Origin of the sequence: Massilia sp. Root418 (assembly GCF_001425265.1) — a bacterium.
GTDB lineage: Bacteria > Pseudomonadota > Gammaproteobacteria > Burkholderiales > Burkholderiaceae_D > Rugamonas.
In genome coordinates, this window is the sequence record NZ_LMEC01000026.1 from 161,027 (window position 1) to 173,797 (window position 12,771).

The window sequence follows — 12,771 nt, forward strand, 5'->3', positions numbered from 1 at the left end:
CTACTCTTCCTTCGTTTCTGCCGGCATGGTGACCGTCACCTTGAATACCGCGCCAGCGCGCGCCCAGTACACGCCGGCCTCGTGCCCGTAGGCGCAGGCCAGGCGCTGGCGCACATTGGCCAGGCCGATGCCGTTGCCTTCGTTTCCCGCCGCGCCAGGCGCTTCCTCGTCCACCGCATTCTCCACCCCGATGTGCAACAGCGAACCGGCGCGCCTGGCCGACACCCTGATCCAGCCGCCCCCGGACAACTGCGCAATCCCGTGCTTGATGGCGTTTTCCACCAGCGGCTGTATGATCATCGGCGGCACCAGGCAGGCGCCGGCCTCTTCCTGCATGTTCTCCTCCAGTGCCAGCCGGTCCCCGAAGCGCACCTTCTCAATGGTGAGGAAATGGCGTACCAGCGCCATCTCCTGCCGCAGGGCCACCATCTTGTGCGCCTCCATGCTCAGGCTCTGGCGGAAAAATCCCGCCAGCTGCAAGGTCATTTCGCGCGCCGCTTTCGGATTCTGCGAGGTGAGCGCACTGATGGAATTCAGGCTGTTGAACAGGAAGTGCGGGTCGATCTGGGTGCGCAGCATGCGCAGTTCGGCGTCCTGCGCCATCAGGCGCGACTCCAGCGCACGGTGTTCTGCTCCGCGTGCCCGGTCAAACTCCGTCACCAGGTAATTGATCGCCGCCAGCAGGCCGTACAGCAGCACCCCCAGGCCCGTGAACAGAATCGCCAGCTGGGGCTTGAAGGCGATGCCGGCCCACGGCACGCCGGGCAGCAGGCAGGCCTCGTTCCAGCCGCGCACCACCACGCTCCACAGCAGCGTGGACACGACGGCGGCGCCGCCCAGCGCCGGCAGCACACTGGCCGCACCGCGCTCGGCCAGCGGATAGGCGCGGCACAGGTAGTAAGCGGAGAAGCCGGCGCTCACGGCATACAGCAACATCACAGGCACGGCAAAGATCATCGCGTTGAGCCAGGGGGCATCCTCCACCGCCACCGTCACGCCGCCCAGCGCCGTGCCCAGGAACAGCCAGGCGAGCAGGTACAGCGCGATGCCGCGGCGGCTGGAGATCAGGCCTTGCATTGTCTCGGCGGGCCTTTAATTGCGCACTTCCACGCCGCCCATGATGGCGCAGCCCCGGACGATCAGGCGCTTGCCGGCGTCACTGGCCGGTACGGTCTTTCCGCTGAAGCCGCCCAGCAGCGGTATGCCCTGCAGGCTGACGGTCCAGTCCTCCGGCACCTTGATCTCGATGCCGCCGCACATGGCGAACACGTTCAGCACCGCCTCGCCCTGCATGGAAGCGTGGCGCAGGTCCAGCTGGCAGCCGCCCATGATGGCGGTCACCTCGCCGCCGCGAAAGTCGCTGGTGCTGATGCGGCGCTCCATGCCGCCGAGGATGGCGGTGGCGCTGATGATGCTGTCGTCGTCCAGCGGCCGGGCTTCGCCGGCAGCCTTGTCCAGCTGGCCGTCCTTGTCGAACAGGCGGGCCGGCTTGCGGCCGTGATTGGACTTAAAGATGACCAACAGGCCCAGCCCAATCAGCACCAGCGGCCCCAGTGTGCGCCAGCTGATGATCAGCAGGCCGGTGCTCTTCAATACCAGCGCCGCGCCGAAAGCGATCAGCAAGCCGCCGATGGCCTTGCCGCCGTTGTCGCCGCTTTGCGCAAGTTTGAGCGCGCCGGCCAGCATCAGCAGCACCGGCCAGAACTGCAGCGTGTAGTCGAAATCGAGGATGCCGAAATTTGCAAGCAGGAACAGGCAACCCAGGGCAATCACCGCCAGCCCGATCAGGACCTGGCCCACGCCGTGCTGCGGGCGCTTATTTTCCATCGTAGTGCTCCTTGTTCGTCGCGAAGTAGTTATGCAGCACCGGCTTGAGCACCAGGGTCGTGCCCCACAGGATCAACAGCAGCGGCCAGCTGTTGCCGAAGGTCAGTCCCCACAGATGCTGGAAGGTGCAATAGAACCAGGCGCCGAAGAACATCTGCGACAGCCCGTCCAGCACCAGCCTGGTATTCGTGGGCGGCACCAGGTTGCTGATGCCAGCCACCACCATCAGCAGCGGCCAGTAGCGCCAGAGGGCGCCCCAATGCAGTGCACCGCTGCGGTCCAGCAGGAAGGCCACGCCGACGCCGGTGAGGATAATGCCCCAGGTTAGATGTTTGCGCCAGTGCTGCCCGTTCTCGTCGATCATTGCCGCCTCCGTGTTGTGATGTGACGCAACGATACGGGGGAAGCAGCGATGGCGATAGTGCAATTCGGCGAACGGCAGCCGGGCGCCGGTGAATGACGCCGTTTTCAGCGAATGGCGGTGCGGGGGCGGAGAGTGCAGGCAAAAAAAAAGGGCCCGGACCTTGCGGTGCGAACCCTGTGCGGTGCTGCGGCAGCTTGCGCGACGCTGTCGGCAAGCACGCTATTCAGACGCGGTCGCCGGTGCTCATTTTCTGGTCATACATCATCAGGCCCCAGCCTAGCTGGCGGCGGATTTCCTCCGGGGTTGGAGGAGGTTTGACTTCTTGCGAACGGCGTTCGAGATACTCGCGGACCACGTACTTCGATGGATGGTTTGCCTGCGTCATGATGGCCTCCGTATGTCTGTCTGCAATTCGGTCCGGCGCTGCCGTAACCGGCTCACTACTTTGGAATTGGTGCCGGTACTCGAGGCGGCCGGCTAACCTGCGGAGGAGCTTTTGCGCTGCGCTTTTTTCGCGGCGCCCTGCATCAATCACGCAAGTTCATATTATTCCCGCCGCGGGCAAGGCACCGTACGTTGACGCACACTTTGCGCGCCGATTCATTGAGGCAGGTCAAATCCCTGTAGGACTAAGCGCTGTAAGGGCTAGTGCGAATTCTTACATCGCATTTTTACAGCTTATTTTGCAGGAATTCGAGGAAGCAGCCGATACGCTGCGAGAGCTGGGTATTGCGGTAATAGACCGCGTGGATCTGCTGCCGGAAACCGGTGGCATGCGTCTCCAGCAGCTTGACCAGGCGGCCGCTTGCAATGTCGGCACGCGTCATAAAATCGGCCAGGCAGACAATGCCCTGGCCTGCCAGCGCAAGCTGGCGCAAGGTTTCGCCACTGGATGCAGCCAACGCCGGCGTGACCTGCAGGCTGTTGCCGGCGGCGTGGCGCAGCGGCCAGACGTTCCCCGCTTCATACTGCGCAAAGCCGAGCAGCTCATGCTGTGCCAGATCTTCGGGCGCCGCCGGCGTGCCGCGGCGCACCAGGTAGTCCGGGCTGGCCAGCACATGCAGGGGGCTGGCGCTGAGTGCGCGTGCGTGCAGCGTGGAATCGCTCAGCGCGCCGATGCGGATGGCGATGTCGGTGCGGTGCTCGATCAGGTCGGCGATCTGGTCGTTGCTGGTAAGTTCGAGGCGGATGTCCGGGTACAGGGCACGGAACTCGGCCACGTGCGGGACCACGCAATGGAGCATGAAGGGCGAGGCGGCATCCACGCATAAGCGCCCGGCAGGCTTCTGGCGCCGCATGCGGATGGTTTCCTCGGCCTCCTCCATGGCGGACAGGATGGCGCGCGCCTGCTCCAGGAACAGCTGGCCCTCTTCCGTCAGTTCCATGCGGCGCGTGGTACGGGTGAGCAAGGTGGTCGCCAGCTTCTCTTCCAGGCGGGACAGCGCGCGGCTCACGCCCGACGTGGTCTGGCCCAGGTGTACCGACGCCGCGCTGAGCGTGCCGCTGTCGACCACCGCCACAAAAATCCGCAGGTCGTCCGAGTTGATATCCATGCCGGATTATAGACTGCGCAGTTCGGCAAACGTGCGCCGCCCTGCCGCCGGGGCTGTGTTGCCAGTTGCAGCCCGCCCACGGAAATCCTGAAAAACTGACAACTGGCAGCGAGATTTGTTACCATCGCCGCTCGTCAGCCTTAACAGGGAGAGAGAAATGCTGCAACAAAAGACGGCCCAATTCATGGCCGCTGTATTGGGTATGTTCATTATCGCCACGGCCCAGGTCCACGCCCAGGATGCCGCCAAAGCCCCCAAGCTTGCCAATGTGACCATTCTTGCCACCGGCGGCACCATTGCCGGCAGCGGCGCCTCGTCGACCACCACGGTCGGCTACACCGCCGCCACAGTTGGCGTGCAGCAACTGATCAAGGCCGTGCCCGAGCTGAGCAAGGTGGCCAATGTCAACGGCGAGCAGGTGTTCCAGATCGCCAGCGAGAGCATGACCAATGACCACTGGCTGACCCTGGCCAAGCGCGTGAATACGCTGCTGGCGCAAAACACGGTGGACGGCATCGTCATCACTCACGGCACCGACACCCTCGAAGAAACCGCCTACTTCCTGAATCTGGTCGTCAAGAGCCGCAAGCCGGTGGTGCTGGTCGGCGCGATGCGCCCATCGACCGCGCTGTCCGCGGACGGCCCGATCAACCTGTACAACGCCGTGCTGCTGGCAGCCGATCCGTCAGCTGCAGGCAAAGGCGTGCTGGTGGCCATGGGCGACCAGATCCACGGCGCGCGCGACGTGAGCAAGACCAACACCTCCACGCCGGATGCATTCAAGACCACCGAACTGGGCATGCTGGGCTACATCCAGGGCGGCAAGCCCTTCTTCTACCGGGTATCGACCCGCAAGCACACGGCCGACGCCGAGTTCGACGTCAGCAACCTGACCTCCCTGCCGCAAGTGGACATCGTGTACGGCTATGCCAATATGAACACCGTGGCGCTGGACGCCTTCGTTGCCGCAGGCGCCAAGGGCATCATCCACGCCGGCACCGGCGACGGCAGCGTTGCCGCCAAAGTCAAACCGGGCCTGATCGCTGCGCGCAAGGGCGGCACCATCATCGTACGCGCCAGCCGCGTGGGCCAGGGCATCCTGGCGCGCAACGGCGAAGCCAATGACGACGAGCTGGACTTCGTTGTATCGGACACGCTGAGCCCGCAGAAAGCGCGTATCCTGCTGATGCTGGCGCTGACCAAGACCAATAACACCAAAGAACTGCAGCGCATGTTCTACAATTACTAAGGCAAGCCGCTTTCAAGACACAAGGCCTTCCTTGCGGGAGGCCTTTTTATTTATGAACCGCATATTCTTTTTCCTTATCGGCGTACTGGCTCCCCTGTCCTGCGTGGCGGACGAGATTATTTTCGGCGTATCCACCGGCAGCGCCATGCCCATGACGGTGTTCAAGGACAGCACCCTGACAAGCGGCTTGCTTAAGGACTTTGGCGATGCCCTCGCGCGCGAATTGCAAGCCACGCCGCGCTATATCACCTTTCCCCGCAAACGGGTGGAATCGGCATTAATCAGTAAACAGGTGGATTTGATTTGCGACCTGCGCCCGGAATGGCTGGACCGCAAAGACTGGGCGTGGACCGAGACCGTGTTCACCAATAATCAGACCGTCGCGAGCCGCAAAGATACGCCACCACTGCCGCACCTGAAAGCGCTGGCTTACCAGCGGGTAGGAACATTGCTGGGATACCGCTACGTGGAAATGGAGGCCGCGCTGGAAAAGACTTTCCTGCGCGATGACGCGCTAAGCGACGACATTAATCTGAACAAGCTGCTCACGCGGCGCTTTGATTATATGCTGACCAATTCGCTGTATTTCGATTACCAGCGCAAAATCCATGCGGACCGGCTGCAATTGAATCCGGTTTCCTACAAGATTACTTCCTTCGACACCTACTGCGCCTTGCCTCAACAAGGAAAATGGCCGGCGGCCAAGGTCAACCGCGCCATCCAGGCTTTGAAGAGCCGGGGCGAGATACAAACGATGCTGTCTCACTACCGTCCCGCCGGCACCTAAGGCCCCGCGCAGGGCCACGGCACCTATGCACGTCCCGACCATGCCAGATGTTAGCTTAATCACACCAGATCCGGGCATGGCCCGCGCGCGCGCATCCTCGCAAGCAACAGGGCAGGCATCATGGGCGCGCATTCCTTGACACCGGCAGTCCGGGTGATACCATGAAGCAACAACATTCCGAGTACCGCCATGCAAACCCAGACCCAAACGAATTTCCAGGCGCCAGCACAGCATCGCGCGCTTTTCACGCCGTGGACGGATGTTTTATTGCTGGGCGGCGGCTCCGTCATCGCACTGCTGATCTTTAAAATCCTGCATCTTAATGCCGACCTCGTGGCGCAATTGGCTATTGCAATGCTGGTTGTCGCCAATTTCGTCAACCATCCGCATTTCGCCTATTCCTACCAGTTGTTTTATGGATCGTGGAAAGACGTGAAAGACGGCGCAATGCCGGCGGATCTCACGCGCCGCTGGTGGCTGGCCGGTTTTATTTTCCCGGCGGTATTGGCTATCGGATTAATTGCCGGCGCTGCACTATGGCTGCAGGGGCATCCATTAATGTTGGGTATAGGGCTGAATCTCATGGGATTGCTGGTCGGCTGGCACTATGTGAAACAAGGCTTCGGCATGGCCATGATGGATGCGGCATTCAAGAAGCGCTATTGGCCAGCTGCCACTCGGAAAGCCCTGCTGATGAACGCCTATGCGTGCTGGGTCGCCGCCTGGGCATTGGGAAACAGCACGCAAGTGGCACGCAATTTATGGGGCGTGCTGGGCATTCCGATGAATGTCCCCGGCGTCATCGTGCTGGCGGCCTGCACGATTGCAGCAGGCACCACAGCGTGGTGCGGACTGGAGATATACCGCGCGATAAAACAATGGCACGCGCAGCAATTGAACTGGAAACTGCTGCCGTTTGCCGGATTAACCGCCTACCTGGTAACGCTGTATGTCTGGATGGGATTGATCAGCCTGGACGCGGCATTCGTGCTGACCATTCCTTTTTTCCATTCCCTGCAATATCTGACGGTGATCGGCCGCTATAAAACCAACGAAGCGAAAGCGCGTGGCTGGAGCAAGGGGCAGGTCGCCGGTTTCGTGCTGACCGGCTGCGTGCTCGGCGCCATCGGCTTCTGGCTATTGCCCGGCGTACTGGACTATGCGCGCACCGGCACAATGCCTGAAATCGGCGGGCCGGCGCTGGCCATCGCCTGCTGCTGGATCTTCATCAATGTACACCACTACCTGATCGACAATGTGCTGTGGCGCCAGGGCAACCCGAACGTGAAACAGCACCTGTTTGATGCCTGAATAACCGCGCTTGTAGATTCCACGCCACGCTGCACGGTGGCGGAAGCGTGCGCTCGTCATCATCAACGTAAAATATTGAGTCCACGTTTTGATGACCGAGTAACAGATGAGTGACACGAGCAAGCGGAACTGGCGCAAGCTGCCTCAGCCGGTCCGTCGCCCCCCCCTGCTTTCAGCATCCGTGCTCCGCGCAGCCGCCATGCGCCGGGCGGAAGGCTCGCAGCTGGCCCGCTCCCGGCGCAACAACGACGCGCTGGGCCGCCGGGCAACCGACCAGGCAAGCTCCTACCAGCAGCTGCGCGATCTCTCTGCCGCACTGCAAACCATACGCGAAGAAGAGCGCACCCGCTTGGCGCGCGAGTTGCATGATGACCTGGGGCAAGTTCTGGCTACGCTGAGGATAGAGTTCAACCAGCTGCAGCAGCTCGACCTTGCCATGACGCGGGCGGAACGGCAACTGCAAAGCATGGATGAGCTGCTGATGCAGGCGGTCAGCTCGCTGCGCCGCATCGCCACCGAACTGCGCCCATCGGCACTCGAAGAAGGCGGGCTCTACTTTGCGCTGCAAAACTTGCGCAATGAGTGGGTACGGCGGCACGGCATCTCGCGCACGCTCGACGCGCAAGAGGACGAGCTGGTTCTGGAAGACCGCTACAGCACCGCGGTATTCCGCATTGTGCAGGAATCCCTGACCAATATCGTCCGCCACGCCAACGCCACCCGGGTCTGGATTTCCGCGCGCAGGCGCGGCGACACGCTGCGCCTGAACATCGAGGACAACGGCAGCGGCATCGCGCCGGCGGACCTGGCCAAGCCGGGTTCCTTCGGGCTGCTCGGCATGCGCGAACGCGTGTGGGCACTGAACGGCAACATTGGCATCGGCAAGCTGGCGGACAGCTGGGGTGGCCACGGCACCCATATTGCGATCGAGCTGCCGCTGCCGCCTGCCGATCAGCCCCCCATAGACCATGTGCAGACGGAAACAGGTGCCCGCCCCCAAGCCGGATGAGCCTGATCGATTGCGTTGGTTTGGCCTGCCCAGCTGGGTTCGAACCAGCGACCCTCAGCTTAGAAGGCTGATGCTCTATCCAACTGAGCTATGGGCAGTCAGGGTGATATCTTGCCGGCAGAGAAGCTCTGCGGAAATGAAAAACGGGCTGTCTTTCGACAGCCCGTCTTAGAAGTTCTTGGTCGGAGTACAAGGATTCGAACCTTGGACCCCCTGGTCCCAAACCAGGTGCGCTACCGGGCTGCGCTACACTCCGATGAACGTATTATAGCCTCTGGCCCCATGGAGCGTCAATGGAACGGCGGAAAAGTTTCGCCTGATTAATAATTAAGCAGGCTCAACTTTCGCTCAGGCTGCCAGCTTGGCGTCCACCTTGTCCGCGATGCGGCGCGCGCAGTTTTCAGCGGCGGCGGCGTCGCGTGCTTCCACCATCACGCGGATCAGCGGCTCGGTGCCCGAAGCGCGGATCAGCACGCGGCCGCTGTCGCCCAGCTCGCGCTCGACGGCTTCCTTCTCGGCCACCATGGCGGGATTCTTTTGCCAGTCGAAACCGGGCGCAACGCGCACGTTGATCAGCGTTTGCGGGAACAGCACCAGCTCGGCCGCGCACTGCTCCAGCGACTTGCCGCTGCGCTTCAACGCGGACAGCACTTGCAGCGCGGACACGATGCCGTCGCCCGTGGTGTGCTTGTCCAGTGCCAGCAGGTGGCCAGAGCCCTCGCCGCCCAGCAGCCAGCCACGCTCCTGCATCACTTCCAGCACGTAGCGGTCACCCACCTTGGCGCGCGCGAACGGGATGCTCTTTTCCTTGAAGGCCACTTCCAGCGCCATATTCGTCATCAGGGTGCCCACGGCGCCGTCCACCTTGCCGGTGGCGCAGCGGTCCATCACCATCACGTACAGCAGCTCGTCGCCGTTGTACAGGCGGCCCTTGGCGTCGCACATGATGAGGCGGTCGGCATCGCCATCCAGCGCAATGCCGAGGTCGGCGCCGTGCTCGACCACCGCGGCGGCCATGGCCGCCGGCGACGTGGCGCCGTAGCCGTCGTTGATGTTGTAGCCGGACGGCTTGTTGCCGATGGCGATCACTTCCGCGCCCAGTTCGTGGAACACGTGCGGCGCGATGTTGTAGGCGGCGCCGTGGGCGCAGTCCACCACCACTTTCAGGCCGCGCAAGTCCAGCGCGTTGGGGAATGTGCTCTTGCAGAATTCGATGTAGCGGCCCTGCGCGTCGTCCAGGCGCTTGGCGCGGCCCAGCTTGTCCGGCGCCACGCATTCCATCGGCAGGTCCAGCTGCGCTTCAATGTCCAGCTCAACCGCGTCGGGCAGCTTGGCACCCTGGTCGGAAAAGAACTTGATGCCGTTGTCCTGGTAGGGATTGTGCGAGGCGGAAATCACCACGCCGGCCTGCAGGCGCAGCGCGCGCGTCAGGTAGGCGATGGCGGGGGTCGGCATCGGGCCGGCCAGCATCACGTCCACGCCGGCCGCCGCGAAGCCCGCTTCCAGCGCCGCCTCCAGCATATAGCCGGAGATACGGGTGTCTTTGCCGATCAGCACGGTCGAACGCGCCGAGCCGCTCATGTTCTTGACCAGCACCTTGCCTGCGGCGTAGCCCAGGCGCATGACGAAGTCCGGTGTGATCGGCGAGACGCCCACCAGGCCGCGTACGCCGTCGGTTCCAAAATATTTACGTGCCATGTCAGTTCTCTTTATCGTTAGTTTGCCGCTTGCCATACTTTCAGCGCATCGACGGTCTCTGCCACGTCGTGCACCCTGACTATCTGCGCGCCATGCGCCACTGCCGCCAGCGCGCCGCCGATGCTGCCTGCCATGCGCTGCTCGACAGGCTTGCCGGTCACCGCCCCTATCATGGACTTGCGCGACACGCCAGCCAGCAGCGGCACGCCAAGCTCTTCCACCATCCGGCGGCCAGCCTTGATCAAAGCATAATTATGCTCGACAGTCTTACCAAAGCCAAACCCCGGATCGATCCAGATTCGACGCCGCTCAATCCCGGCGGCCGTCAACGCGTCAATTCGGGCGCGCAGGAAGTCTGCCACCTCGCGCACCACGTCGGTGTATTCGGGCGCTTGCTGCATGGTAGCCGGGTCGCCGCGCATGTGCATAATACACAACGCGCAGTCGCTGTCGCGCACGGCTGAGATGGCGCCGGGCGCCCGGAAGGCGTTGATGTCGTTGATCATGTCCACGCCGGCCAGCACGGCTTCGCGCATGACGGCCGGCTTGTAAGTGTCCACCGAGATGGCCTTGCCGCAGTCGCGCAGCGCGTACACCACCGGCATTACGCGGCGCAGTTCGTCCTCCAGCGGGACCGCCGGGGCGCCCGGGCGGGTCGACTCGCCGCCGATGTCGATGATGTCCACGCCCTGCTCTATCATTTCCTCGGCATGCGCAATGGCGAACTCCAGCGAGGCGTGCTGGCCGCCGTCGGAGAAGGAATCCGGGGTAACGTTGAGGATGCCCATCACAAGGGCCCCCGCCGGGTGCAGCGGGAGGTTGAAACGGCCAAACGGTATGGTCTGTCGCATAAAACGGGTAAAGGGTCTGAGACGGTAAAAAGGGGCATCGTGCCGCCGTGCGGTGCGATCCGGGCCCCGCGGTAAAAAGCAAAAAGGGCGAGGATTGCTCCTCACCCTTTCTGTCCGGCGCGCGGCAGTTAGGCCGGTGCCGTGGCGCTGTTCGGCGTGGCGCCAGGGCCGTCGCCGCTAGGCTGCTTGCGCAGCGTGACGCCGGCTTTGGGCGGACGCGGCTCGATGCCGGCCATGATGTCGTTGATCTGGTCGGCGTCGATGGTTTCCCATTCCAGCAGCGACTTCGTCATCACTTCCACCTTGTCGCGGTTCTCTTCCAGCAGCTTGCGGGCCAGCGCGTATTGCGTGTCCAGGATGTTGCGGATTTCCGAATCCACCTTCTGCTGCGTGGCTTCCGAGATGGTCTTGTTGGTGCCGCCCATGAAGCCTTCGTTCTGGCTGTCCTCGTACACCATGACGCCCAGCGCGTCGGACATGCCGAAGCGCGTCACCATCGAGCGGGCCAGCTTGGTGGCGCGCGAGAAGTCGTTCGAGGCGCCGGTGGACATCTGGCCGACGAAGATTTCCTCGGCGATACGGCCGCCGAACAGGATGGAAATCTCTTCCAGCATCTTGTCCTTGTAGCCGGAGATGTTGTCGTGTTCAGGCAGCTGCCAGGTCAGGCCCAGGGCCCAGCCGCGCGGCATGATGGTCACTTTGTGCACCGGATCGGCTTTCGGCAGCAGCTTGGCAACCACCGCGTGGCCGCTCTCGTGGTACGCCGTGTTGCGGCGCTCTTCCTCGCGGATGATCATGGACTTGCGCTCGGGCCCCATGAAGATCTTGTCTTTCGCGTCCTCGAAGTCCTGCATGTCGACCAAGCGCTTGTTGCGGCGCGCCGCGAACAGGGCTGCTTCGTTGACCAGGTTGGCCAGGTCGGCACCCGAGAAACCGGGGGTGCCGCGTGCCAGGATGTCGGCCTTGACGTCGGTCCCGATAGGCACTTTGCGCATGTGCACGTTCAGGATCTGTTCGCGGCCGCGGATGTCCGGCAGGCCAACCGACACCTGGCGGTCGAAACGGCCTGGACGCAGCAGCGCCTTGTCCAGCACGTCGGCACGGTTGGTGGCGGCCACGACGATCACGCCGGAGCTTGCTTCAAAGCCGTCCATTTCCACCAGCAGCTGGTTCAGCGTCTGTTCGCGCTCGTCGTTGCCGCCGCCCATGCCGGCGCCGCGGTGGCGGCCGACAGCGTCGATCTCGTCGATGAAGATGATGCAAGGCGAATGCTTCTTGGCATTCTCGAACATGTCGCGCACGCGGGACGCGCCCACGCCGACGAACATTTCAACGAAGTCCGAACCGGAGATCGAGAAGAACGGCACCTTGGCTTCGCCCGCGATGGCGCGCGCCAGCAGGGTTTTACCGGTACCCGGAGGGCCTACCATGAGCACGCCGCGCGGAATGCGGCCGCCCAGTTTCTGGAATTTGGTCGGGTCTTTCAGGAAGTCGACGATCTCGGTCACTTCCTCTTTGGCTTCGTCGCAGCCGGCCACGTCGCCGAAGGTGACGGTGTTGTTGGTCTCGTCCAGCATACGCGCCTTCGACTTGCCGAAGGAGAACGCGCCGCCCTTGCCGCCGCCCTGCATCTGGCGCATGAAGAAGATCCACACGCCGATCAGCAGCAGCATCGGGAACCACGACACGAACACCTGCTGCAGGAACGACGGCTCCTCGGGCGGTTTCACGTCGAAGCGGACGTTGTTGTCACGCAGGTCGCCGATCAGGCCACGGTCCAGGTAGGTGGAGGTGGTGCGGACCTTGCTGCCGTCGTCCTTGGTGGCGGTGATCGTATTGCCTTCAATTACCACATCCTTGATGTGCCGGGCTTTGACTTCATCCAGCAAATCGGAATAAGCGATCGTCTTCGAACCAGCGGCCGTGCCATGATTCTCGAATTGCTTAAACAGCATGAATAATAGCAGGGCAACGACGACCCAAATGGCTGATTTGGAAAACATGTTATTCACGAAAACTCCTTGGATGCGGGGCGCATCTTTGACCGATAGCGAAATCCGATTTTACTCGCAATAGCGCCAACCGTGCCATAAACCTGCCCTGTACGGTGCACAAATCCGGC

General features: G+C 62.6%; 12 protein-coding genes and 2 tRNA genes. 4 read left to right on the top strand and 10 right to left on the bottom strand.

Going from position 1 to position 12,771, the window contains the following annotated elements:
• The 5 genes from ASC94_RS29225 to ASC94_RS29245 form a co-directional block, all read right to left on the bottom strand.
• Positions 1–1,077 (bottom strand): sensor histidine kinase, encoded by a 1,077-nt coding sequence (locus ASC94_RS29225; RefSeq protein ID WP_056404657.1) that lies wholly within the window; start codon positions 1,075–1,077, stop codon positions 1–3.
• 15 nt (positions 1,078–1,092) lie between these two features.
• Positions 1,093–1,827: a LiaI-LiaF-like domain-containing protein gene (locus tag ASC94_RS29230; RefSeq protein ID WP_056404659.1), complete on the bottom strand. Its 735-nt coding sequence runs from the start codon at positions 1,825–1,827 to the stop codon at positions 1,093–1,095.
• Complete coding sequence (locus ASC94_RS29235; protein ID WP_056404661.1) at positions 1,817–2,191, bottom strand: LiaI-LiaF-like domain-containing protein; 375 nt, start codon at positions 2,189–2,191, stop codon at positions 1,817–1,819. The genes ASC94_RS29230 and ASC94_RS29235 overlap by 11 nt, the downstream gene beginning before the upstream one ends.
• A gap of 223 nt (positions 2,192–2,414) precedes the next feature.
• Positions 2,415–2,576 (bottom strand): hypothetical protein, encoded by a 162-nt coding sequence (locus ASC94_RS33345; protein ID WP_181260071.1) that lies wholly within the window; start codon positions 2,574–2,576, stop codon positions 2,415–2,417.
• Positions 2,577–2,862: 286 nt separating this feature from the next.
• Positions 2,863–3,744 (bottom strand): LysR substrate-binding domain-containing protein, encoded by an 882-nt coding sequence (locus tag ASC94_RS29245; RefSeq protein ID WP_056404665.1) that lies wholly within the window; start codon positions 3,742–3,744, stop codon positions 2,863–2,865.
• 202 nt (positions 3,745–3,946) lie between these two features.
• Between ASC94_RS29245 and ASC94_RS29250 the strand changes: the two genes are divergently transcribed.
• The 4 genes from ASC94_RS29250 (at position 3,947) to ASC94_RS29265 (ending at position 8,100) form a co-directional block, all read left to right on the top strand.
• Positions 3,947–4,993, top strand: coding sequence for a type II asparaginase (locus ASC94_RS29250; RefSeq protein ID WP_373888146.1), 1,047 nt, complete (start codon positions 3,947–3,949; stop codon positions 4,991–4,993).
• A 52-nt stretch (positions 4,994–5,045) separates the two neighbouring features.
• Positions 5,046–5,780, top strand: coding sequence for an ABC transporter substrate-binding protein (locus ASC94_RS29255; protein ID WP_056404670.1), 735 nt, complete (start codon positions 5,046–5,048; stop codon positions 5,778–5,780).
• 189 nt (positions 5,781–5,969) lie between these two features.
• Positions 5,970–7,091, top strand: a complete 1,122-nt coding sequence (locus tag ASC94_RS32870) for a hypothetical protein (protein ID WP_157201641.1) — start codon at positions 5,970–5,972, stop codon at positions 7,089–7,091.
• A gap of 106 nt (positions 7,092–7,197) precedes the next feature.
• Positions 7,198–8,100 carry a sensor histidine kinase gene (locus tag ASC94_RS29265; RefSeq protein WP_082616925.1) on the top strand — a complete coding sequence of 301 codons (903 nt, stop codon included), beginning with the start codon at positions 7,198–7,200 and terminating at the stop codon, positions 8,098–8,100.
• A 21-nt stretch (positions 8,101–8,121) separates the two neighbouring features.
• Here ASC94_RS29265 and ASC94_RS29270 read toward each other — a convergent pair.
• From ASC94_RS29270 to ftsH, 5 genes are all read right to left on the bottom strand, one after another.
• Positions 8,122–8,198 (bottom strand) — tRNA-Arg (locus ASC94_RS29270).
• 81 nt (positions 8,199–8,279) lie between these two features.
• Positions 8,280–8,356: transfer RNA gene (locus ASC94_RS29275), tRNA-Pro, on the bottom strand.
• A 92-nt stretch (positions 8,357–8,448) separates the two neighbouring features.
• Entirely contained in the window at positions 8,449–9,798 is a 1,350-nt protein-coding gene (glmM, locus tag ASC94_RS29280; protein ID WP_056404676.1) for a phosphoglucosamine mutase, read from the bottom strand.
• 17 nt (positions 9,799–9,815) lie between these two features.
• Positions 9,816–10,649 (bottom strand): dihydropteroate synthase, encoded by an 834-nt coding sequence (gene folP / locus ASC94_RS29285; RefSeq protein ID WP_056404678.1) that lies wholly within the window; start codon positions 10,647–10,649, stop codon positions 9,816–9,818.
• Between the two features lie 128 nt (positions 10,650–10,777).
• Positions 10,778–12,661, bottom strand: coding sequence for an ATP-dependent zinc metalloprotease FtsH (gene ftsH / locus ASC94_RS29290; RefSeq protein WP_056404680.1), 1,884 nt, complete (start codon positions 12,659–12,661; stop codon positions 10,778–10,780).
• Positions 12,662–12,771: the final 110 nt, after the last annotated feature.